Raw genomic sequence first — 26,527 nt, forward strand, 5'->3', positions numbered from 1 at the left:
ATCGCTAGTCCTCGGAGTTGTAAGCCAGATTGATCAAGTCGTCGATATCGAGTTCGTCGATGGACTCGTCCGCCGTCGTCTCCTCCGGGCGTTGCTGCCCCTGAGCGAGCCGCATGAGTGCCTCCAGCAGTCCGGCCTCGCGGAGACTGGTCAGCGAAATCGTCTGGAGCGCAGTGCGAATCTCGTCCTCCGACGCATCCGAAGACGCCCCGGGGTGGTGGTCGTCGGTGAACTCTTCGGCCAGGTATTCGGCCAGCGTCTCCGGTGACGGGTAGTCGAATATCAGGGTCGCGGGCAAGGCCAGGCCGGTCGCGGATTTGAGGGCGTTGCGGAATTCGATGGCGGTGATGGAATCGAAGCCCAGCTCGTTGAAGGCCCGGTCGGCCGCGATGGCCTTCGCGTTCGCATGCCCCAGCACCGCGGCCACCTGGTCACGGACCAGATCGACGAGCACGCCGAGGCGTTCGCCCGCGGGGGTGTCGGCCAGCCGGGCGCGCAGTGCGGCCGGGGCGGCCGATACCGGGCGAGCGGGGACGAGCCCGGACAGCAGGGCCGTCGCGAACCCGGCGTCGCGGAGTCCAGCCTTGTCGAGCTTGGCGAGAACCGGTGCCGCCGTGTCGATTTCAGCGGCCGCCTCGAACAGTGCCAAGCCCTGCTCCGCCGACAGCGGCAGCATTCCCGAACGGGCCATGCGACGCCGGTCGACGTCACCGAGCTCATCGCCCATGCCGCCGTCACCGCTCCACAGCCCCCACGCGAGGGACTGCCCGCTGCGCCCGGAGGCCCGGCGATGTGTGGCCAGCGCGTCCAGGCAGGCATTGGCCGCGGCATAGTTGCCCTGCCCCGGACTGCCGAACGCTCCGGCCGCTGAGCTGAACAGCACGAACGCCTTCAGCGGCAGCCCGGCGGTCAGCTCGTGCAGGTGCAGGGCCGCATCGACCTTGGGGCGCAACACCGTATCCGTTCGATCCGGGGTCAGCGAGGCGATGGCGCCGTCGTCGAGCACACCGGCGGTGTGGAAGACACCGGTGAGCGGACGGCTCGCGGGGATGGCGGACAGGACCTCGGCGAGCGCGGCACGGTCGGCGACATCGCAGGCGGCGAAGTCGATTTCGGCGCCGCCACCGCGTAGTTCGGCGGCCAGCTCGGCGGCGCCGGGCGCCGACTCGCCACGGCGGCTCAGGAGCAGCAGATGCCGGACACCATGGGTTTTCACCAGGTGCCGGGCGAACAATCCGCCCAGGAAGCCGCTGGCGCCGGTGATGAGCACGGTCTCGTCCGGACCGAAAGCGACGCCCGGATCCGAAGTGGTCGTCGCCCGGACCAGTCGTGCGCTGTGCACTCGCCCGCCGCGCACGGCCACCTGCGGTTCCCCGGAGGCCAGGATCCCGCCCAGCGGCCCGGCGACATCGGAATCGGTGTCCACCAGGACGATTCGACCCGAGCCCTCCGCCTGCGCGGAGCGAACCAGACCGGCCACCGCGGCACCGGCGAGGTTCGTAATATCCTCCCCGGCAACCGAAACCGCGCCGCGGGTCCGGATCACCAATGCCGTTCGGCTGGATCGGTGATCGGTGATCCAGCTCTGAAGCACCTGCAGCACAGCGTGGGTCGCGGCGCGAACGGCGTCGGGATCATTCCCCGCCGGAGCGTCCAGCACCACCGCGGCCGGGACCTCGTCACCGAGATCCGCCCACGACACGGTGCTTATCTCACTGTCGGACACCGATATCGGCGTCCACTCGACCCGGTACATCGCATTGTCGACCGTCGAGGTGATCGCCGCGAGCTGCGCGGCATCGACCGGCCGGGCGGCCAGTCGGCGCACCGTCGCCACCGGAGCGCCGGTCGCATCAGCGAGATCCACCCGCACGGTGTTGTCGCCGACGCGGGTCGCGCGAACGCGCAAGGTGTCGGCTCCCGTCGCGTGCACGGTGACACCGGACCATTCGAACGGCAATACCGGTCCGGCCTCGTCCGCGCCGCCGATGAGCAGGGCATGCAGGGCGGAATCGAGCAGTGCGGGATGGAGCCCGTATTCCGCCGCTTCCCGCGGGTCGGGCAGTGCTACCTCGGCGAACACTTCGTCGCCGCGTTGCCATGCCGCGCTCAAACCTTGGAAGGCGGGCCCGTACTCGTACCCGTCGGCGCGCAGCTCGTCATAGACACCGCCGACCGGCAGCGGCTGCGCTCCGATCGGAGGCCACGCGGTGAGATCGGAAGCCTCGACCGCGTCACCGGCGGTGAGCGCGCCTTCGGCATGCAGTGTCCACGACGATGCCGAGTCGCTCTCGCCTTCGGGGGCCGAGTAGATCCGCACTGGGCGCTGACCTGTCTCGTCCTCGGCGCCGACCACGCTGCGCACCGCGATTCCGCCCGTCTCCGGTAGCACCAGCGGCGCGTGCAGGACGAAGTCCGTCAGCGTCGGAAGGCTCACCCTGCTGCCGGCTTGCAGGGCGAGTTCGACCAGACCTGATCCTGGGAACAGGACGGTGCCGAGCACGCCGTGATCGGCCAGCCAGGGGTGCGTCTGGACCGACAGGCGGCCGGTCAGGATCACACCGCCGGTGTCGGGTTGTGCGATGACCGTGGGCACCAGCGGGTGTCCGGTGGTGGCGAGGCCCAGCGATCGGGCATCGCCCTTGCCGGTGGCTCCGTCGGGCATCCAATACCGGTCACGCTGGAAGGCATAGGTGGGCAGGGGGATTCGCCGAGCGCCGGTTCCTTCGTACATCGCGGCCCAGTCGAGGTCCGCGCCGGAGACGAACAGTCCGGCCGCCCCGTTCGACACCGATACAGCGTCGGCCTTGCCGCGGCGCGCCAGCGGCACCACCGTGGCGGCCGGGTGCTCATCGTCGAGGGTCTGGACGATCATCGGGGTCAAAACGGCGTCGGGGCCGATCTCGGCGAACCTGGACACACCCGAATCCGCCATCGTGGCAATAGCATCCGCGAATCGCACCGTCTCCCGAACCTGGTTGGTCCAGTACGACGGATCGCGCATCTCATCACTTACCCGCGCACCTGTCACCGTCGACACCAGGGTGATACTCGGTCGCTCGAATGTCAGATTCGCGATCGCCGTGCCGAATTCGGCCAGCATCGGTTCCATCAATACCGAATGGAACGCGTGCGAAACCCGCAAACGATTCGTCCGCCAACCCTTTTCGACACATACGTCGGCAACGGCCGCGACCGCGTCGTCGGCACCGGCGATCACCACCGATGACGGACCGTTCACCGCCGCCACCGACACCTCGCCCGACAGCAATGGCAGCACATCGCTTTCGGCGGCGCCGATCGCGACCATCGACCCACCGGCGGGCAGCGCCTGCATCAACCGGCCGCGCGCGGCCACCAGCACGCACGCGTCGGTCAGCGACAGCACTCCGGCCACATGTGCCGCGGCGACCTCACCGATGGAGTGGCCCGCCACCACATCGGCACGCAGGCCCCAGGATTCGAGCAGCCGGAACAGAGCCACCTCGAAGGCGAACAATCCCGCCTGCGCGAACACCGTCCGGTCGACGAGCTCCTCGGACGTCAACGCGGCATCCAGCGGAACCTGCTGTGCCAGCGATGGATTCAACTCGTCCACGATGGCGTCGAAATGATCCGCGAACACCGGGTACGCCTTGCGCAACTCGGTCGCCATCCCGGCCCACTGCGCGCCCTGCCCCGAGAACACCAGCGCCGTCGAACCCGCCACCGCGCGACCCGACACCACGCCGGGCGCGTCCGTGCCCGCGGCCAAGGCGTGCACGCCCGCGATCAGGTCCGCACTGTCCTCGGCCAGCACGACGGCCCGATGGGTGAACACGCTGCGCGTCGAAGCCAGTGAGAAACCGACATCGATCGGATCGTGTTCCGCCACCGGCGATGTCGGCGAACCCAGGTGCGCCGACAATCGGGCGGCCTGGCCGGTCAGCGCCGCCGCACTGCGCGCCGAAAGCACCCACGGCAGCAGCCCGCCCGCCGGAATCGCCTGCGCCGGGAGCTGTTCCGCCGCAGGTTGACTGATCGGGGCCTGCTCGATGATGACGTGCGCATTGGTACCGCTGATACCGAACGACGACACGCCCGCCCGGCGAGCCCGGCCGACCTCCGGCCACGGCACCGCCTCGGTCAGCAGCCGCACCTGCCCCTCGGTCCAATCGACCTTGGTGCTGGGCTGATCCGCGTGCAGCGTCCGCGGCAGCAGCCCGTGCCGCATGGCCATCACCATCTTGATCACACCGCCCACACCGGCCGCGGCCTGCGCGTGTCCGATGTTCGACTTCAGCGACCCCAGCCACAGCGGACGGTCCGCGGCGCGGTCCTGCCCGTAGGTGGCGAGCAGCGCTTGGGCTTCGATCGGATCGCCCAGCGTCGTTCCGGTGCCGTGCGCCTCCACCGCGTCGACGTCGACCGGCGCGAGACCGGCATTGGCCAGTGCCTGGCGGATCACGCGCCGCTGCGAGGGACCGTTCGGCGCGGCCAGACCATTCGACGCGCCATCCTGGTTCACCGCCGAACCGGCGATGACCGCGAGGATTTCATGCCCATTGCGGCGGGCATCGGACAACCGCTCCAGCACCAGGACGCCGACACCTTCGGCCCAACCCACGCCATCGGCGCTGTCGGAGAACGACTTGCACCGCCCGTCCGGCGACAACCCGCGCTGGCGACCGAACTCCAGGAACATGTCCGGCGTCCCCATGACCGCGGCGCCACCGGCCAGGGCCAGATCGCACTCGCCCGAGCGCAGCGACTGCCCGGCCAGATGCAGGGCCACCAGCGACGACGAGCACGCCGTGTCCACGGTGACGGACGGTCCTTCCAGACCGAACACATACGACACCCGGCCCGACACCAGACTGCCCGCGGAGCCGCTGCCGGTCCCGGTCGCCCGGGCATAGTCGTGGTACATCAGGCCGGTGAACACGCCGGTCGAACTGCCGCGCAGCGCCGCCGGATCCAGGCCGGCGCGTTCGAACGCCTCCCAGGAGACCTCCAGCAGCAACCGCTGCTGGGGATCCATCATCGTGGCCTCGTTCGGGCTGATTCCGAAAAAGTCGGCATCGAATTCCGCCGCGGAGTACAGGAATCCACCGCTGCGCGTATAGGTCTTACCCGGCTTGCCGGGTTCGGGATCGTAGATCCCCTCGAGGTCCCAGCCGCGATCCACCGGCATGGCGCCGACGGTGTCGACGCCCTCGACAACCAACTGCCACAGGTCTTCCGGCGACGCGACCCCGCCCGGATAGCGGCAAGCCATCGCCACCACGGCGATCGGCTCGTCGTCCGCGCGAACCCGGCTCACCGCGCGCTCCTCGACGGCGGCGGTGCCGGTGAGTTGCGCGCCGATGAATTCGGCGACGGCCTGCGGGGTCGGGTAATCGAAGATCAGCGTGGCCGGGAGTTGCAGGCCGGTCGCGGTATTGAGCCTGTTGCGGAACTCGATGGCGCTCAACGAGTCGAACCCGAGCTGCTGGAAGGCCTGCTGCGGTGCGACGGCCTCACCGGAGGCGTGGCCGAGGATCCCGGCCGCCACGGTGCGGACGAAATCGACCAGCGCAGCGGCGCGATCGGCCTCCGAGAGGCCCGCCAGCCGTTGCAGCAGCGCCTGACCCGCCGGGGTCCGGTTGGCGCGGCGCACCAGTGTCGGGACGAGTCCCCGTGCCAGGGGCGGAATCTGGTCGCCCCGGGTGCGCAGCACCGCCGGATCGATCCGCAACGCCACCATCTGGGGAGTCCCGGCAGCCACCGCCGCGTCGAACAGTGCGAGACCTTCGGACTCGGACAGTGGCGGGAAGCCCTGCCTGCGCATGCGGTCGAAGTCGTCCTCGGACAACTCGGCACCGAGCCCGCTCGACCGCTCCCACATGCCGTAGTCGAGCGCGGTCGCGGGCAGTCCGAGGGCGTGCCGATGCGCGGCGAGGGCGTCCAGGAAGACGTTCGCCGCGGCGTAATTCGCCTGACCAGCGGCCAGCACCAGCCCGCCCGCGGAGGACAGCAGCACGAACAACGACAGCGCCTTGTCACGCGTGAGCTCGTGCAGATGCCACGCGGCGTCCACCTTGGGGCGGAACACGGCGTCGATGCGATCCGCCGACATGGACTCGATCACACCGTTGTCGGCGATGCCCGCCGCGTGCACCACACCGACCAGCGGATGCTCATCGGAGATGCCCGCCAGCAGCGCCGTCAACGCCGACCGATCCGATACATCGCACGCCGCGACGGTGACCTCGGCGCCGAGCTCGGTCAGTTCGTCGAGCAACGTGGCCGCACCGGGAGCATGCGGGCCGCGACGGGACGTCAGAAGCAGGTGGCGCACACCGTGTTCGGTCACGAGGTGGCGGGCGATGACCGCACCGAGACCGCCGGTGCCGCCGGTCACCAGCACTGTTCCGGGCTCGATGGATTCGATCGGCCCGGGACTCGTGCCCGGTGTCCGGCGGGTCAATCGCGGCACGAGCACGGTCGAGCCGCGAAGCGCGGCTTCGGGTTCCCCGGCGATGGCCGCCAGGGTGTCCGCGGAGACAGCGCCGCCCGGCTCCACATCCAGCAGCTGGAATCGACCGGGATTCTCGGCCTGCGCGGCACGCAGCAGACCCCACACCGGCGCTTGATCCAAGGCGATGGACTCGGAATCGCCGACTGCCACAGCATGTTCGGTGAGAACCACCAAACGTGAGTTGGCGAAGCGAGTTTCAGCCATCCACCGCTGAACGGTATCGAGCACAGTTCCCAGCACCTGGCGGGCCGCGTCTGTCGGCAAGCCGTCGTGGCGCGGGCATTCGAGCAGGACGACTTCGGGAACGACCGGATCCTGGGCCGCGTCCAGATCGGTGATCAGGGCCGCGAGGTCGCGGTCGGCACCGAGAGTCGCGACGCGATCCGGTCCGACACGCTCCGACGAGGGCTGCGCCGCAACCCATTCCACGGTGAACAAGGCGTCCGGCGACCGGTCGGCGCTGAGCCGTTCGACCGGAACCGGCCGGGATACCAACGCGCCCACCGACACGACGGGCCGCCCCTGCTCGTCGGCGATCTGCACGGCGAAGTCGTCACCCACGGGAACACTGCGAACCCGCACGGTGGCGGCCCCGGCCGAGTGCAGGACCACCCGGTTCCAGGCGAACGGCAGCACCGCCTCACCGGCCTTGCGGCCGTGCAGGATTCCGGCATGCAGGGCCGCGTCGAACAGCGCGGGATGGATGCCGAAACCGTCGGCGTCCTCGGGGTCCGGCAGCGCGACCTCGGCGAACAGTTCATCGCCGCGTTGCCACGCCGCCCGCAGCCCCTGGAAGAACGGGCCGTACCCGTATCCGAGCGCGAACAGATCGTCATAGGCGCCATCGACATCCAGCGGCTGCGCGCCGACCGGAGGCCAGGTGGCCAGGTCGAAATCGGCTGCCACGTCATGGGATTCCGCGCCCTCGGCGAGGATGCCCTCGGCGTGCAGCGTCCACCGCCCCTCGGCCGCCGGCCTGGAATGCACGCGCAGCCGTCGGCGACCGGCGTCGTCCGCATCGGCCACCGCGACCTGCACCGCGACGCTGCCGTCGGCGGGCAGGGTGAGCGGGGTGTGCAGGATGAGTTCCTCTACGACGTCGCAGCCCAGCAGGCCGCCGACATGCGCGGCCAGCTCCACGAATCCGGTACCCGGTAGCAGCACCGTGCCGTGCACGCTGTGGTCGGCCAGCCATTCCACCGAGTCCAGCGACCACCGGCCGGTGAAGGTCAGCTGACCCGAATCCGGATGCGATACCACGGCGCCCAGCAGCGGATGCTCCACCGTCTCGAGCCCGGCGTCGGTCACGCCGCCCAGCTCGGTGCCCATCCACGATTGCGCGAGCAGTTTGCGGGCATCGAGCCAATACCGCTCGCGCTGGAAGGCATAGGTAGGCAGGTCGATTCGCCGCGCGGAGGTACCGGCATAAAAACGAGCCCAGTCCACCTCGGCGCCGGAGACGAACAATCCGGCCACTCCGGTCAGCAGGGTGGCGGCATCGGCGCGGTCGCGCCGTACCAGCGCCACCGCGCCGTCCGTGATCTGCGCGACCATCGGAGTCAGCACCGCGTCGGGACCGATCTCGGCGAACCGCGATACACCCGAATCCACCATTGCGGCAACAGCATCGGCGAACCGCACCGTGTAGCGGACCTGACCCACCCAGTACTGCGGATCGGTCATCTCAGTGGTGACAATCGCACCGGTCACGGTCGACACCAGCGGAATCACCGGCTCGGCGAAGGCCAAACCCTCGATCGCCGAGGCGAATTCGGCCAGCATGGGCTCCATGAGCGCCGAGTGGAAGGCGTGCGAGACCCGCAAGCGATGGGTCCGCCAGCCACGTTCGACGCATTCCTCGACGACCGCGAGGACCTCGTCCTCGATACCGGAGAGCACCACCGACGACGGCCCGTTCACCGCCGCGACCGCGACACCCGCGGTCAGCAAAGGCGTCACATCGGCCTGCGACGCACCAACGGCGACCATCGCGCCGCCGCCGGGCAGGGCCTGCATCAACCGGCCACGCGCGGCCACCAGCACGCACGCGTCGGTCAGCGACAGCACGCCCGCCACATGCGCGGCAGCCGCCTCACCGATCGAGTGGCCCGCGACCATATCGGGCCGCACGCCCCACGATTCGAGCAGGCGGTAGAGCGCGACCTCGAAGGCGAACAACCCGGCCTGCGCGTACACCGTCCGATCGACGAGGTCCTCGGACGCCAGCACGACGCTCAGCGAATCCGCCTGCCCCAGTAGGGGATCGATCTCGGCGACGATGGCGTCGAAGTGCTCGGCGAACACCGGATACGCCCGGCGCAACTCGCTCGCCATCCCGGCCCACTGCGCACCCTGACCGGAGAACACCAGACCGGTCGAACCCGGAACCACGCGACCGGACACCACGCCGGTGGACTGCGAGTCCTCGGCGATCGCCCGCGTCCCCGACAGCAGAGCGGTTCGGTTGTCCCCGAAGACAACCGCGCGATGCTCGAAGACGCCGCGCGTGGAAGCCAGCGAGAAGCCGACATCCGCCGGATCCAGATCACGCTCGACCACGGCCGCGACCAGCCGTCCGGCCTGGTCGGCCAGTGCCGCACCGCTGCGTGCCGAAACCACCCACGGCAGCACTTCGCCGACCGGAAGGGTCTCGACGCCGTCCAAGGTCCGAATCGGTTCAGTCGCCTGTTCGATGACGACATGCGCATTGGTGCCGCTGATACCGAAGGACGACACCCCGGCGCGCCGCGGCCGATCCGCCTCCGGCCACGCCACCGGTTCGGTGAGCAATTCGATGTGCCCCGTGGACCAATCCACCTTGCTCGACGGCCGATCCACATGCAGCGTCCGCGGCAGTACGCCGTGCCGCATGGCCATCACCATCTTGATGACGCCGCCCACACCGGCCGCGGCCTGCGCGTGCCCGATATTGGATTTCAACGACCCCAGCCACAGCGGCCGGTCCGCCGCGCGCTCCTGACCGTAGGTGTCCAGCAGCGCCTGGGCCTCGATCGGATCACCCAGTGTGGTGCCGGTGCCGTGTGCCTCGACCACGTCGACGTCGCTCGGCGCGATCCGCGCGTTCGCGAGCGCCTGCCGGATCACCCGCCGCTGCGAGGGACCGTTCGGCGCGGTCAAACCATTCGACGCGCCATCCTGATTCACCGCCGAACCCGCGATCACCGCGAGCACTTCGTGCCCGTTGCGCCGGGCGTCGGACAACCGCTCCAGCACCAGCACACCGGCGCCCTCGGACCACGCCACCCCGTCGGCGGCATCGGCGAACGACTTGCTCCGCCCGTCCGGAGCCAGCCCGCGCTGGCGACTGAATTCGACGAAGACCTCCGGTGTCGCCATCACGGCCACACCGCCCGCCAGGGCCAGGTCGGACTCGCCCGACCGCAGGGACTGCCCGGCCAGGTGCATCGCCACCAGCGAAGACGAACATGCCGTGTCGACGGTGACCGACGGCCCTTCCAACCCGAGCACATACGAAACTCGGCCGGAGGCAATGGATCCCGAATTAGCGTTGGCCGGGTAGTCGTGATACATCATGCCCGCGAATACGCCGGTGGCACTGCCCCGCAGCGTCGCCGGATCGATGCCCGCTCGTTCGAGAGCCTCCCACGAGGTCTCCAGCAACAGGAACTGCTGCGGATCCATGGTCGCGGCCTCATTGGGGCTGATCCCGAAGAACGCCGGGTCGAATTCGCCTGCGGTGTGCAGGAATCCACCTGAACGGGTGTAGGTGGTGTTCGGCTTTTCGCCGGTGGGATCGTAGATCCGCTCGGTGTCCCACCCGCGATTGCCCGGGAACTCCGAGGTCGCGTCGACGCCGTCGAAGACCAACTTCCAAAGGTCCTCGGGGGAGGTGACGCCACCCGGGTACCGGCACGCCATGCCGACGATCGCGATCGGTTCGTCGGCAACGACTTTCGCGGTGACCGCGACGTCCTGCGCGATGCCGGTCAACTTGTCGGCCAGGTGCTCGGCGAGCGCCTGCGGTGTGGGGTAGTCGAAGATGACGGCGGCGGGCAACGATAGCCCGGTCGCGGATTTGAGGCGGTTGCGCAGTTCGACGGCGCTCAGCGAGTCGAAACCGAGGTCCTGGAACGTACGGCCGGGCTCGAACGCGGACACGCCGTCAATGCCGCGCACGGCCGCGATATGGGTGCGCAGGGTATCGAAGACCAGCTGCCGCTGCCGCTCGCCGTCCAATCCCGAAAGCCGTTGCCGCAGGCCGGAAACCGGCGCGGCCTCCACCGCGCGACGGCGGGCCGCCGGTGCCAGATCCCGCAGCACGGCGGGTAGCAGGCCGGTCTCGGCCTGGGTGCGGAGCGCGGCAGTGTCGAGGGTCGCGATCACCGTGTGCGGCGCGTTCCGTCGCAGTGCCGCGGCCCAACCGCGCAGCGCCTGCTCGTCGGTGAGCGCGGCGAATCCGCCCCGGCTCAATCGCGCCAGGTCGGACTCCTGCAGGTGCGCGGTCATGCCGCGAGACCGGGCCCACGGACCCCATGCCAGCGATTGACCGGCGAGCCCGCGCGCCCGGCGGTGGGCCACCAGCGCGTCGAGGAAGGTGTTCGCGGCGGCGTAGTTGCCCTGCCCGGGGCCACCGAGGGTGCCCGAGACCGACGAGAACACCACGAACGCGGCCGGATTCAGGCCCGCGGTCGCCTCGTGCAGATACCAGGCGGCGTCGGCCTTGGGCGCGAGCACCGCGGTCACCCTGTGCGGGGTCAAGGACGCGATGGTCCCATCGTCGAGCACACCCGCGGCGTGGATGACACCGCTCAGGGGCCACTCGGCCGGTACCTCGGCGATCAGCTCGGCTACCGCCACGACGTCCGCGACATCGCAGGCCACGACCTTCACCTGTGCGCCCAGCTGTTCCAGTTCGGCGCACAGGGCTGCCGCGCCCTCGGCCCGCGGGCCGCTGCGGCTGGCCAGCAACAGCGACCGCACACCGTGCTCGACCACCACGTGCCGGGCCATCACAGCGCCCAAACCGCCTGTGCCGCCGGTGATCAACACGGTTCCCGAGCCGAACTCGGCTCCTTCGTCGCCGCTGTCCGTGCGTTCATGCGCGGGCCGGACGAGGCGCGCGGTATGAATGACGCCGCCGCGCACGACGACCTGCGGTTCGTCCACCGCCACGATGGCCGACGCGAGGTGAACGTCAATGCCGGTGTCGGTGTCCACCAGGATGATTCGGCCCGGCTCCTCGGCCTGGGCGGCACGCGCCAAGCCCCACACCGCCGCGCCGGGAAGGTCGGTGAGCTCCTCAGCGGGCAGGGCGACCGCGCCGCGAGTGGCGATCAGCAGCGTGCTCGCCGCGAACCGTTCCTGGGCCAGCCACTCCTGCAAAACCGTGAGGAGTCGAGCGGTTTCGTCATGGGTTGCGGCCACCACATCGGTGCCGTCGGTGTCCCATCCGGTACCCGCTTCGACGAGCACCACCGGAGGAACCTGCGCGGCGTCCTCCAGCCCGTCCCAGCGCCCCACCTCGGTATCGGTCGTGGGCTGTTGGGTCGTGGCCGGTGACCACGCGAGTTCCAGGACGGGTTCGGCCACGCCACCGGACGCGGCCGCGACCAGCTGCTCGAGCGGCATCGGCCGTGCCGCAACCGATCCCGACAGGACCGGCTGCCCGTATTCGTCGGCCACCCGCACCGACACCGAGGATCCGGCCGGGGTCAACCGCACCCGAAGCACGGCGGCTTCGACGGTGTGCAGTGTCACCGAGTCCCACGCGAACGGCAGCGCGACCTGCCCGGGCGGGACCGCGAACAGCGACTCCGGCTGTCCCGCAACGTCTTCGGACGCTCCGGCCAGGTACCCGGCGTGCAAGGCGGCGTCCAGCAGCGCCGGATGGATTCCGAAACCTTCGATGCGCACCCTCGAGTCCGCATCGGCGGCGATCTCGGCGAACACCTCATCGCCGCGCCGCCACAACGCCCGCACACCCTGGAAGGCCGGGCCGTACTCGTAACCACGGGCGAACAAGCTCGAATACGCTGCGGCGACCTCGATTTCGGTCGCCGCGCTCGGCGGCCACGCCTCGGCGAGAGGCTCGCCGGCAGCGTCGGCGACTGTCAGCGCGCCTCGCGCATGGAGTACCCACTCGCCGTCATCGTCGTGTTCACCACGGGAATAGACGGCAACCGGCCGCTGCCCGTCCTCGAGCCCGCCGACGACGACCTGGATCTGCACACCGCCCGTCGCGGGCAGCAGCAGCGGAGCCTGCAGGGTCAGCTCCTCGATCACCGGGCAGCCGACCTCGATTCCGGCCCGCAGCACCAGCTCCGCGAAACCGGTTCCCGGCAGCAGTGCCGCACCTCCGATCACATGATCGGCGAGCCACGGCTGGGTCGCGAGCGACAGCCGCCCGGTCAGCAAGACCTCGCCCGACTCCGGCGCCGATACCACCGCACCCAGCAGTGGATGCTCGACCGCACCCAGACCCGCGGCCTCGACCCCGGCGTTACCGCCGACCGGGTCGACCCAGTAGCGGCGACGCTGGAACGCGTAGGTGGGCAACGGGACTCGCGCGACCGGGCGTCCGGTGAACAGCGCGGTCCACTCGACATCGACGCCGACGGCATGCGCCTGCGCGAGGCTGGTCACGAACTGCTCGACCTCGGCCCGCCCGCGGCGGGCCGCAGCCATGACCGCCGCCTGGGATTCGACATTCTCCGGCAGGCACTGCCGGGTCATCGCGGTCAGGACCGCGTCGGGGCCGATCTCGAGGAACCGGCGCATGCCCGCGGCCACCAGGGTTTCCACGCCGCGCGCGAACCGAACGGCCTCGCGCACCTGGCGGACCCAGTAGGCGGGCTCGAGCACCTCATCACCGGCCATCCGGCCGGAAAGGTTCGACACCAGTGGAATGCTCGGGCGCTGATAGGTCAACGACCCTGCGACGGTGGCGAATTCGGCCAGCATCGGATCCATCAGGTGGGAATGGAACGCATGCGACACCCGCAGCCGCGAGGTCTGCCAGCCGCGCTCCGCGCATACCTGTGCCAGCGCCGTCACCGCGTCCTCGTCGCCCGAGACGACCACGGCCGCAGGCGAATTCACGGCGGCAATCGCCAATCGCCCCGCCTCGTCGGCGAGTAGCGGGGAGACCTCGCCCTCGCTGGCCGCGATGGCGAGCATCGCGCCCCCGGCCGGTAGCCGTCCCATGAGCCGACCGCGCGCCGCGACCAGGCGGCACGCGTCCGGCAGCGACCACACACCGGCCAGGTGCGCGGCGGCCAACTCGCCGATCGAATGCCCGATCAATGCGTCCGGCGTGACTCCGAAGGATTCGAGGAGCCGGTACAGTGCGACTTCGTACGCGAACAGCGAGGGCTGGGTGAACTCGGTCCGATGCAGCGCCGCAGGACCGTCGCCGTCCGCTCGGCCGGTGAACATCAACTGCCGCAGCGATGTGCCCAACAGCGGGTCGAACTGCGCGCAGATCTCGTCCAGCGCGGCCGCGAACACCGGAAACGCCTCGTACAGTTCGGCACCCATACCGGCCCGCTGCGCACCCTGTCCGGTGCACAGGAAGGCGGTCTTGCGCGTCACCGCCCGGCCCGTGGCGATATCGCCCGCCGATCCGTGCTCCGCGAGCTCCGCCAGTCCGGCGAGCATGGCGTCCCGATCGCCCGCCACCACCGCAGCCCGCCACTCCAATCGGGAGCGGCCGGTGACCAGCGAATAGCCGATATCGCCGACCGTCAGCTCCGGACGTTCGCGCACCCAATCCAGCAGTTTGGCGGCTTGCGCGCGCACGCCGTCCTCGGTCTTGGACGAGAGCGGCAGCACGGCGATCTCGGAGACAACCGGCGCGACCTCCGAGGCCGCGACCTCCGCCGGGGCAGGCGCCTCTTCCAAGATCACGTGAGTATTGGTGCCGCTGGCGCCGAAGGACGACACACCGGCCCGCCGCACCCGCTCGCCCGCGGGCCACGGCTCGGCCGAGGTCAGCAGCCGCACGGCGCCCGCGGACCAGTCCACATGCGGTGTCGGGGTATCGGCATGCAGTGTGGCGGGCAGCGTTTCGTGCCGCATCGCCTGCACCATCTTGATCACGCCGCCGACGCCGGCCGCGGCGGAGGTGTGCCCGATATTCGATTTGAGCGATCCGATCCGCAAGGGCTCACCGTCGCGGTCGCGACCGTAGGTGGCGATCAGCGCCCGCGCCTCGATCGGATCGCCGAGCTGGGTGCCGGTGCCGTGCGCCTCGACCGCGTCGATGTCGGCGGCGGTCAGACCGGCATTGGCGAGCGCCTGCGCGATCACCTTCTCCTGCGAGGGACCGTTCGGCGCGGTCAGCCGAGAGCTGGTCCCGTCCTGGTTCACCGCGCTGCCGCGCACCACCGCGAGAATGGGGTGGCCATTGCGGCGCGCGTCCGAGAGCCGCTCGAGCACGAGCATGCCGAGACCGTCGGAGAATCCGGTCCCGTTGGCCGCCGCCCCGAACGCCCGGCACCGGCCGTCCGGGGACAGCGCGCGCTGCCGCGCGAAGCTGATGAGCTGGGCGGGATCCGACATCACGGTGACACCGCCGACCAGGGCCAGCGATGTCTCGCCCTGACGCAGCGCCTGGCAGGCGAGATGCAGTGCGACCAGCGACGAGGAGCACGCGGTGTCCACCGACAGCGCCGGACCCTTGAAGCCGAGGCTGAACGACACCCGCCCGGACAGGATGCTGGCCGAAACGCCCGGGTGCGCATTGCCTTCGGATTCGGCGGTGTGACCGGGCGCGCCGACGCGGCGGCCGTAGTCGAAGTGCATGACGCCCGCGTAGACGCCGGTATCGCTGTCCCGCAGCGACTCCGGATCGATGCCCGCGTTTTCCAAAGCCTCCCAGGACGCTTCGAGGAACAGTCGCTGCTGCGGATCCATCGCCTCCGCGGTGCGGGGTCCGAGGCCGAAGAATCCGGCGTCGAAATCGCCTGCCGCGTCGAGGAATCCGCCCTCGCGGGTGTAGACGGTACCGGGCACGTCCGGGTCGGTGTCGAACAGCCGCTCGAGATCCCAGCCGCGGTCGGTGGGGAACGGGCCGATCGCGTCGGTGCCGGAGGCGACCAAATCCCAGAGCTTGTCCGGAGTGTCGACGCCGCCCGGGTACCGGCACGCCATGCCGACGATCGCGAGCGGCTCCCCGGCCTGGTCCTCCAGCTGCTGGATGCGCTTGTTGGCGGTGCGGAGATCCCCGGTGACCTTCCGCAGGTACCGGCTGAGGCGTTCCTCGTTGCTGCTCGGGTTGGTCATGCTGGGCCGAACTCCTCGTCGATCAGATTAAAAAGTTCATCGTCGGAATGGGATTCGAGGTCCTCGTAGACCTGGGTGTCCCCGTAGACCGCGAGGTCCTGGTAGTCGCTGTCCGACCACGCGTCACCCAGATGGGCGTGCAGGCGGTCGGTGATGCTCCGCAGGGCCGCGAGGGTCGCGTCGGAGTCGCCGCCATTGGCGATGATCCGCTCGACCATGGTCTCGAGCTGTGCGACTTCGGGCGGCACTGCGGCGGCCGCCGGTGCGGCGGAGGGCGCCGGTGCGGCGGCCAGAGCGGGTGCCTCCGCCAGGGCCTGCTGCACCAGGTAGCCCGCCAGATCTCGCGCGGTGGGGTAGTCGAACACCAGGGTCGACGGCAGCGACAAGCCCGCCACCTTCGACAGCCGGTTGCGGAACTCCACGCCGCCAAGGGAATCGAAGCCGAGTTCGTCGAAGCCGCGATCGGGGCTGATGTCATCGAGCGACTCGTAACCGAGCACCGTGGCCGCGTGTTCGCGCACCAGGTCGAGGACGACGCCGTGGCGCTTCGCCTCCGGCACCTCGTGCAGTCGCTCCCCGAGCGAGGGGCCCTCGTTCACCCGCGTGGCCGTCCGGCCGCTCGCGCGAACGAATCCGCGCAGCACCGCCGGAATCGTCCCGGTGTGTGCTTCGACGCGCAGCTTGTCGGTGTCGAGGTGCAGCAGCGCCGGCACGGGCTCCGCCGTGGTCAGCGAGGCGTCGAACAGTCGCAGGCCGTCTTCGTGGTCCAGCGGCGTCAGACCCAACCGGTCCAGTCGGCTCATGGCGGTGCGATCCAGGGTGCCGGTCATGCCGAGATCCTGTTGCCACGGACCCCAGGCGAGTGCGAGACCGGGCAGTCCTTCGGCCCGGCGGCGCAGTGCGAGGGCATCCAGGAAGCCGTTGGCGGCAACGTAATTCGCCTGTCCCGCCGAGCCGATCATGCCCGCGATCGAGGAGAACATGACGAACGCCGACAGGTTCAGCTCCCGGGTGAGCTCGTGCAGGTGCCACGCCGCCTCGGCCTTCGGAGCGAAGACCTGGTCGATCCGGTCGGTCGTGAGGCCGTCGAAGGTGCTGTCGGCGAGCACACCGGCGGCATGCACGACACCGGTGAGCGGGTGCTCGTCCGGCAGGTCCGCCAGCAGCGCCCGCAGGGCCTCGCGGTCGGTGACATCGCAGGCGGCGATGCGCACGTCTGCGCCGTGTCCGGACAGTTCCGCCGCGAGTTCCATTGCGCCGTCGGCGTGTTCACCGCGCCGCGAGACCAGCAGCAGTCGATCGACACCGTGCGCGGTCACCAGGTGCCGGGCCAGCAGCGCACCCAGTCCACCGGTTCCGCCCGTGATCAGTACGGTGCCGGCGCCGAATGAAATCGGTTCACCCGCAGCGGATGTCACCTGCTCCAGCCGCGGTGCGAGGAGGCTGTCGCCCCGCGCCGCCACCTGTGCCTCGCCCGCCGCGATGGCGTTTCGCATCGCGTCGGCCGAAAGCCGGTTTCTACCATCGGGATCCACGTCGAGCAGCACGATTCGATCCGGATACTCGGCCTGAGCGCTGCGGATCAGCCCCGCGACGGCGGCCGCGGCCGGATCCGGTGCGGAATCGGGCACTGTCGCCGCGCCCTCGGTCACGACAACCATCTGCGACCGTCCGAACCGTTCGTCGGTCAGCCAGTCCCGGACCAGCTGCCATGCGGCATGAACGCGAGCACGCGCCGAAGCGCCATGCGGTCCGGCGGTTTCGGGCCAGACCACGACGTCCGGAACGGCCGGGGCGGCGGCCAGCGCCGCCAGATCCGGATACCGCTCATCTATCCCGGCCACGGTCGCCGCTCCGAGCACGGCCATGCTTCCGATCGGCGCGAGCACGTCCGGTATCTCGACTGTCGCCCAACGTAACCCGTACCGGCCAGCGCCTCCGCCCGACAGCGTGGCGCGGAACTGGTCGACGTCGTAGGAACGCATGACGACTTCGTCGATGGAGACCACCGGGTTGCCGTCCTGGTCCACGGCCACCACTGCGATCGCCTCGCTGTTGCGCCGCACCGCCATCACCCGCATCGAGGTGACCGGAGCGGTCGTGTGAAATTGCGTTGCACCCCAGCGGAACAGCAGTTTGCCCTCGGACGGGTTGCTGTCGAGATCCGCCCAGATCAAGCTGACCAGCCCGGCGTGCATCACCATGTCGAACAGGCCCGGATGCAGCTGGAATCCGTCGCCGGGCGTCTCCGGGTTCAGGGTGATCTCGGAGAACGACGTGTCACCGCTGTGCCAGGCGGCGTCGATACCGCGGAACGACGGGCCGTACGCCAGCCCGGCGACCCGCGTCGCATGGCCCGGAATCCATTCGGTGTCAACCGAATCGGCGCCGATCGGCGGCCACTGCGTACTGCGCAGCATCTCCATCAGGCCCAGGTCGATCAGCGGCCGCCCACTCAGGACGCCGCTGGCATTGCGCGCCCACTCGCCGTCGGGGAGACGGTAGTGGAAGGTGAAGGACCGGCGCCCCGCGGCATCCGGTTCCCGCACCAGCACCTGGAGTTCGACCTCGCCGTCCGCGGGCGGCAGGATCGGCCGCTCGAGGATGAGCTCGTCGACGACCTCGCAGCCGATGCGCCGACCGGCGACCAGCAGCATCTCCATGAGCGCGGCACTGGGGACGACCACGACACCGTAGGTGGTGTGGTCGGTCATCCACGGGTGGGTGGGCAGCGAGAATCGGCCCGTGAACATCCACTCGTCGCGATCGGCCACCCGCACCACGTCGGTGAGCAGCGGGTGTTCCGAGGCGTCGGGGCGGCGCTGCCCGAGGCCGGGCTCGAGCCAATAACGCTGGTGCTGGAAGGCGTAGGTGGGCAGAGTGATTCGCGGTGTCGGGCGGTCGCCGAACAACGGCGTCCAGTCGACGGAGACTCCCGCGGTGTGCGCCTGGGCGAGCAGCGTCACGAACTGCTCGACCTCGTCGTGGTCCCGGCGGGCCGCCGCCGCGACCAGCGTGCGCGACTCGATCTCGGTGGGCAGGGTCTGCCGGGTCATGGCCGCCAGGACGGCGTCCGGCCCGATCTCGAGGAAGCGGCGCACACCCGAGGCCACCAGTGCCCGCACGCCGGGTGCGTAACGCACCGCGCCACGCACCTGGGACACCCAGTAGTCCGGCTTCAAGATCTCGTCACCGGCGAGCTCGCCGGAGACATTGGATACCAAGGGAATTCGCGGGGGATGGAAAGTGATCGCGGCAGCGACGGTCTCGAACTCGCCCAGCATGGGCTCCATCAGGTGCGAATGGAAGGCGTGCGACACCCGCAGCCGGTTCGTCCGGCGGCCCCGCTCGGTGAACTGCCGCTCGAGTTCGCCGACGGCGTCGGCGTCACCGGAGATGACCACGGCCGCAGGCGCGTTCACCGCCGCGATCGAGACCCGATCACGGTACTCGGCGAGTGCGGCGGCGACCTCGTCCTCGGGCGCGGCGACCGCCAGCATCGCACCGCCCTCGGGCAACGCGTCCATCAGGCGGCCCCGGGCCGCGACCAATGCGCAGGCATCCTCCAGGGACCAGACGCCGGACAGGTAGGCCGCGGTCAGCTCGCCGATCGAATGGCCCACCAGGACATCGGGTGTCACGCCGAAGGACTCCAGCAGCCGGTACAGCGCCACCTCGAACGCGAACAGCGCCGGTTGAGTGAAGCGGGTGCGATCGATCAGCTCTCCGGTGACCATCGCCTGCCGCAGCGAGGTTTCGAGCAGCGGATCGAACTGCGCGCACACCTCGTCCAGTGCGGCGGCGAAGACGGGGAAGCTCGCGGCGAGTTCCGCGCCCATCCCGGCCCGCTGCGCGCCCTGGCCGGTGCACAGGAATGCGGTCTTGCCCGCGCCCACCGTCCCGGAAACCACTCCGGCGGTAGCGGTTCCGTCGGCCAATTGCGCCAGCCGGGCGAGCAGTTCGTCGCGATCGGCGCCCAGGACCGCGGCCCGCGTCTCGTGCTGGGCACGGGTGGTGGCGAGCGCGTGCGCGACCTGCGCGGGATCGGTGTCGGGGTGGTCGAGCAGCCACCGCTGGAGCTTCGTCGCCTGCGCCCGCAGCGCGATGTCGTTCTTGGCCGACAGCAGCCAGGGCACCGTGCCGAGCGGCTGGGCCTCGGCCTCCACCGGAATGACCTGGCGGGGAGCCTCTTCGAGGATGGCGTGCGCGTTGGTGCCGCTGACACCGAACGACGACACCCCGGCCCGTCGCGGCCGGTCACCGGCGGGCCAGGGCTGTGCCTCGGTCAGCAGCGCGACGTCCGCCGCGGCCCAGTCCACGTGCGGGCTCGGTGCGTCGATATGCAGTGTCTTGGGCAGGGTTTCGTGCCGCAGCGCCTGCACCATCTTGATGACGCCGCCGACACCCGCGGCGGCGACGGTGTGGCCGATATTCGACTTGAGTGAGCCGATCCGCAGCGGGTTCTGCGCGCGGTCGCGACCGTAGACCGCCATCAGCGCCTGCGCCTCGATCGGGTCACCCAGCGTGGTGCCGGTGCCGTGCGCTTCGACCGCGTCGATATCCGACGGCGTCAGCCCGGCATTCGCCAGCGCCGCCTTGATCACGCGTTCCTGGGACGGACCGTTCGGCGCGGTCAGGCCGTTGCTGGCCCCGTCGGAGTTGATCGCCGTGCCGCGGACGAGGGCAAGAATGTTGTGCCCCAGGCGTTTCGCGTCGGAGAGCCGCTCGAGTACCAGCACCCCGGCGCCCTCGGAGAAGGCGACGCCGTCGGCCGCCGCGGAGAACGCCTTGCACCGGCCGTCCGGCGAGAGTCCGCGCTGCCGCGCGAAATCGACGGACAAGTACGGGCTGGCCGCGACCGTCACGCCGCTCGCCAGTACGAGGGAGCTCTCACCGTTGCGCAGTGCCTGGGCGGCCAGGTGCAGCGAGACCAGTGAGGAGGAGCAGGCGGTATCCACGGTGAGCGTCGGACCCTCGAGCCCCAGCGCGTAGGCCACGCGTCCCGACATCACGCTGCTCGTGGTGCCGGTGAGCCGATAGCCCTCCAGATCACCGCCGACCAGGTCGACGTAGCCGGATGCGCCCGCGCCGACGAATACCCCGGTATCGGTGCCCCGCAACGAGTTCGGGTCGATACCGGCGTCTTCGAGGGCCTCCCAGGACGTTTCGAGGAGCAGGCGCTGCTGCGGGTCCATGGCGGACGCCTCGCGGGGGCTGATCCCGAAGAATCCCGGATCGAAGTCACCCGCCTTGTCGAGGAATCCGGCGCGGCGCGCGTAGACGGTCCCGGGCTTGTCGGGGTTGGAGTCGAACAGCCGCTCCAGGTCCCAGCCGCGATCGGTCGGGAAATCGCCGGTCGCGTCGATTCCGGCAGCGACGAGATCCCATAGCTGCTCGGGTGATTCGACACCGCCGGGGAACCGGCACGCCATGCCGACGATGGCGATCGGCTCGTCGGCCCGAACGCGGCGCACCGACTTCTTCACGGGTTCGCCCGCGGTCGGCTCGACGCGGGACAGCACCAGCTTCGCCACCGCCGCCGGGGTCGGATAGTCGAACACCAGCGTCGACGGCAGTTGCAGACCGGTGGCCTTGCCCAGCCGGTTGCGGAACTCCACGCCGCCGAGCGAATCGAAACCGATCTCGTCGAAACGCTGATCCGGCCGGATGTCGGCCGCGGAGTCGTGACCCAGGACCGCCGCGGCCGCGGACAGCACGGTCTCGAGGACCACTTCGCCGTGCCGTGCCGCGGGTAGTTCGGCCAGGCGGGCAGCGAGCGTCCCGGTCGCCGCGACGGCGGTCGGGGCGGCGGCACGCGCCCGGCGGGGGAGGAATCCGCGCAGGATCTCGGGTACGTCGGACCCGTCGCCGGTGCGCAGTGCGCCGGCATCGAACCGGATCGGCGACAGTCGCGCCGAACCGTGTGCGAGGGCTTCGTCGAACAGACGCAGGCCGTCGGCGTCGGCGAGTGGGCTCAGCCCCAGTCGTTCCCAGCGCGCCAGCGCACCGCGATCCAGTGCGCCGGTCATGCCGCTGGACTGATTCCACGGACCCCACGCCAGCGAGGTCGCCGCGAGACCGGCGTCGCGGCGGCGCTGGGCCAGGGCGTCGAGTGCGGCATTGGCGGCGGCGTAGTTCGCCTGGCCCGAGGTGCCGAGGACGGCCGCGATCGAGGAGAACAGCACGAAGGCGCGGACATCGCGGTCCCGGGTCAGTTCGTCCACATGCCAAGCGCCGTCGACCTTCGGCGCGAATACGCGGTCGAGCTGCGCGTCGGTCAGCGCGGAGACGGTTCCGTCCTCGAGCACACCGGCGGTGTGCACCACCGCGATCGGGGTATCACCGATATCGGCGAGCAGCTCGCGCACCGCATCGCGATCGGCCACATCGCACGCGACGACCCGGGCTCTCGCCCCCAGTCGCGTCAACTCCGCGACCAGCTCGGCGGCTCCCGCCGCATCCGGACCCCGGCGTGAGGTCAGAACCAGTTCGCGCACACCGTATTCGGTGACCAGGTGCCGGGCGAACAGCGAACCGAGGCCGCCGGTGCCGCCGGTGATGAGCACCGTCGCCCCATCGAAGGTCGCGGCCACAGATTCCGGTGCGGCACTGGCTGTTTCGACCGCGAGCCGGAGACGGGGAACCAGAATGCGGTCGTCACGCAGCGCAATCTGCGGTGCGCGCGCAGCCAGTGCGGCGGTGATCCGCTCGGAGGTCGCGGGTGCGGCGGGATCCTCGTCGATCAGTACGAATCGATCGGGATGCTCCGATTGCGCACTGCGCAGCAGTCCCCAGACGGCGGCCGCTGCCGGATCGGGAGTCTCCCCTGGGATTCCGGCTCCACCCGACGTCACCACCACCAGCCGGGAGTCGGCCGGTCGCTGCTGCGCGAGCCACGAGCGCAGGTGCGTCAGGGCCGAGTGGACCCGTGCTCGTATCTCCCGCGGTTCGCCGGAAGCCGTTCCGTCCGAGGACGAAACGGCGCGGAAGACCTCGGGCTCGGGAAGTTCCCCGGCGGCCGTGAGATCGCTCGCGTTCGGATCCTCTTCCCAGTGCACTTCGTACAGCGCGGCGTTGTCGGCCGACAGCGCGCTGCGGAATTCCTTGACGTCGTAGGGCCGCATCACCACGGCATCCACCGAGACGACGGGATTGCCATCCGGATCGACGGCCGCGACCGCCACGGCTTCCGGCCCCTGCGCGACCGCGATGACCCGCAGCGCGGACACCTCGGCGGGCCTGGCGCCCGCGGCATGGTGGAACCGAGCCCCGGCCCAGCGGAAGAGCAGCTTGCCGGTGTTCGGATCGGGGTTGCCGTCACGCCAGATCAGCCGGGAGAACGCGGCGTGCATCACCATGTCGAGCAGTGCGGGATGCAGGGTGTGGCGGACCGAATTCGATGCTGCCGCGGTGAGATCCGAGTTCAGGGCGATTTCGGAGAAGACGGCGTCGTCGCGCTCCCACACCTGCTGTACCCCGAGGAACGCCGGACCGTATTCGAGCCCCGCGTCCTGGGCGATCTGCGCGGGCAGACCGGCGCTGTCGAACTGTTCCGCGTCGGCGGGCGGCCACGATTCGGCCCGCAGCCGGGCGAGCACCTCCGGCTCGTGCCCGGCGGATGTGGCGAGCGAGCCCGTCGCGTTGTGGATCCACTCCTCGGAAGCCGATGTGCGGAAATAGAATTCGAACGGACGATGGCCGGTCGCATCTGGAGCTTGTACCAGCACTTGGAGCTCGATCTCATCGCCTTCGGACGGCACGATCGGTGCTTGCAGGGTGAGTTCTTCGACCGCTTCGCAACCGATTCGGCCACCGGCGACCAGCAGGAACTCGATGAGCGTGGCGCTCGGCAGGACCATCACACCGTAGGAGAGGTGGTCGGCGATCCACGGATGCGTCGCCGCCGATAGTCGGCCGGTGAATAGCCACTCGTCGGAGCCCGCCAAACCGAGGACGCCGGTGAGGATCGGATGGTCCGACAGGTCGGCGGCCGCGCCGTGGTCGGGGTTCAGCCAGTAGCGGCGACGTTGGAAAGCGTACTTGGGCAGGGCGATCGGAGCCGTACCGCGCTCGGCGAAGGTCGAGCGCCAGTCGACTTGCGCGCCGGTGACCTGGATCCGGGCCAAGGCCGCGACGAACTGCCCGACTTCCTCGGAGGACCGCCGCGCCAGCGCCACCGTCGCGAGATCGGTGTTCTCACCCAGACATTCGCGGGTCATGGCGGTCAGTACCGCATCGGGTCCGACTTCGACGAAGCGGCTGACCCCGTCGGCCCGCAGGGTGTCGACGGCGGGCGCGAAGCGGACGGTGGCGCGCACCTGCCGCACCCAGTACTCGGGATCGGTCACGGCAGCGCCGGCCGAGTCCCCGGAGACGGTCGAGACGATCGGCAGGGCGGGCTTGCGGTAGTCGAGTTTCTGTGCGACCGAACGGAACTTGTCGAGCATCGGCGCCATTCGCGCCGAATGGAAGGCATGGCTCACCTGTAGCCGCTTGGTCCGGATGCCATCGGCGGCGAGTTCACGCTCCAAGGCTTCGATCGCCTCGGTATCGCCGGACAGTACCGTCGAGGTGGGACCGTTCTCCGCGGCTATCGAGACTCGATCGGCCACTGCCACGATGAGTTCGGAGGCGCGTGCCGCATCGATCGCCACGGCGAGCATCGCGCCGCCCTCGGGCAGTGCGCCCATCAGGCGGCCGCGGGCCGCCACGAGCGCACAGGCGTGCGGCAGCGACAGCACCCCGGCGACATGCGCCGCCGCCAGCTCGCCGATCGAATGACCGACCAGCACATCCGGTCTGACACCGAAGGATTCCAGCAGCCGGAACAAGGCCACCTCGAAGGCGAACAGCGCGGGCTGGGTCCATTCGGTGCGGTCCAGCACGCCGTCGGGGTCGGTGAACATCACCTCGCGCAGGGATCGTCCGAGCGGCCGATCCAGGACCGCGCACACCTCGTCCAGCGCGGTGGCGAAGGCCGGGTACGCCGTGTAGAGGTCGGCGCCCATCCCGACGCGCTGCGCGCCCTGGCCGGTGAACAGGAACGCGGTCGCGCCGGAATCAGCCTTCGCCGCAACGGCATCCGCGCCGCCCGCGGCCAGTTCCGCCAGCCCGGTCAGCAGTTCGATGCGGTCGCGGCCGGTGACCGCGCCACGCCAGTCGAGCAGCGCCCGCGAACTCGCCAGGGAATGCGCCACCTCGTGCACGTCCACGTCGGGACGCTCGATCATCCACTGCCGCAACCGATCCGCCTGCGCGCGCAGAGCGACTTCGGATTTGGCCGAGACGACCAGTGCGACACTGTCGGCCGAAACGCGCGGCGAGGCCTCCGCCTCGGCCGCGACCTCCGCCGGGGCGGGAGCCTCCTCGAGAATGAGGTGCGCATTGGTGCCGCTGGCTCCGAAGGAGGACACGCCTGCCCGGCGCACGCGTTCCCCGTGCGGCCACGGGTGGCTGTCCTGCAACAGGCGGACGGTACCGGCGGACCAGTCCACGTGCGGCGTTGGCTCATCCACGTGCAGCGTCTTGGGCAGCACACCGTGGCGCATGGCCTGCACCATCTTGATCACGCCGCCGACACCCGCGGCGGCCGAGGTGTGGCCGATATTGGATTTCAGCGAGCCCAGATGCAGCGGCTCACCCTCGCGTCCCGCGCCGTAGACGCCGATGAGCGCCGCCGCCTCGATCGGATCGCCGAGCATGGTGCCGGTTCCGTGCGCCTCGACCGCGTCGACGTCGGCGGGCTCCAGTCCGGCATTGGCCAGGGCCTGGGCGATGACTCGCTCCTGTGACGGGCCGTTGGGCGCGGTGAGCCCATTACTCGCACCGTCCTGATTGACCGCGCTGCCGCGAATGACCGCCAGCACGTTGTGGCCCGCACGCTGGGCGTCCGAGAGTCGTTCCAGCACAAGCATTCCGAGTCCCTCGGAGAACCCGGTGCCGTCGGCGGCGGCCGCGAACGCCTTGCAGCGGGCGTCGCTGGATAGTGCGCGCTGCCGCGCGAAGGCGATCAACAGCGAGGGGTCCGACATCACGGTGACGCCACCGGCCAGAGCGACGTCCGTGTCGCCGGAACGCAATGCCTGGCAGGCCAGATGGATGGCCACCAGCGAGGACGAGCACGCGGTGTCGACCGCGATCGCCGGGCCGGTGAACCCGAAGGTGTAGGCGATGCGCCCGGCCAGGACGCTGTTCGAAACACCCAGGTAGGCATGGCCTTCGGTTTCCGCGCCAATGGTGGCGGAGCCGATGCGGGGGCCGTAGTGCTGATGGATGACACCGGCGAACACACCGGTCTCGCTGCCTCGCAGCGACGTCGGGTCGATTCCCGCGTCCTCGAGGGCTTCCCACGCGGCCTCCAGCATGAGCCGCTGCTGCGGATCCATCGCCGCCGCCTCGCGGGGACCGATGCCGAAGAAGGCGGCGTCGAAATCGCCGATGTCATCGAGGAATCCGCCGTCGCGGGTGTAGATGGTGCCCGGCGCGTCCGGATTCGGGTCGAACAGCCGATCCAGGTCCCAGCCTCGGTCGGTCGGATAGCCGCCGATGGCGTCGACGCCGTCCGCGGTCAGCTGCCACAGCTGCTCGGGGGAGCGCACGCCGCCCGGGTACCGGCACGCCATGCCGACAATGGCGATCGGCTCCCGCATGCGATCGGTGAGCGTGCGCAGCCGCTGTTTGGTGTCGTACAGCTCCTTGGCGGTCTTCTTGAGGTACCGGCGCAGTTCGTCGTCGTCAGCCATCAGTGCAACTCCTGGTCCGTCA

At 70.1% G+C, this 26,527-nt stretch carries 2 protein-coding genes; both read right to left on the reverse strand.

Annotation, left to right across the window (positions count from 1 at the left end; all coding sequences use genetic code 11):
• Positions 1 to 4: 4 nt before the first annotated feature.
• Entirely contained in the window at positions 5 to 15,763 is a 15,759-nt protein-coding gene (locus tag ACAM49_RS07750; RefSeq protein ID WP_369634761.1) for an SDR family NAD(P)-dependent oxidoreductase, read from the reverse strand.
• The gene (locus tag ACAM49_RS07755; protein ID WP_369634762.1) at positions 15,760 to 26,505 is read right to left on the reverse strand and encodes an SDR family NAD(P)-dependent oxidoreductase; all 10,746 of its coding nucleotides are present in this window, start codon (positions 26,503 to 26,505) and stop codon (positions 15,760 to 15,762) included. Before ACAM49_RS07755 ends, ACAM49_RS07750 begins: the two co-directional genes overlap by 4 nt.
• Positions 26,506 to 26,527: the final 22 nt, after the last annotated feature.

The sequence above is a fragment of the Nocardia sp. JMUB6875 genome (genome assembly GCF_041154655.1).
Classification (GTDB): Bacteria; Actinomycetota; Actinomycetes; order Mycobacteriales; family Mycobacteriaceae; genus Nocardia.

Bases quoted from the DNA above. Each gene is read 5' to 3' on its own strand.
- ACAM49_RS07750 (WP_369634761.1), bottom strand. From the start codon at position 15,763: ATGACCAACCCGAGCAGCAACGAGGAACGCCTCAGCCGGTACCTGCGG.
- ACAM49_RS07755 (WP_369634762.1), bottom strand. From the start codon at position 26,505: ATGGCTGACGACGACGAACTGCGCCGGTACCTCAAGAAGACCGCCAAG.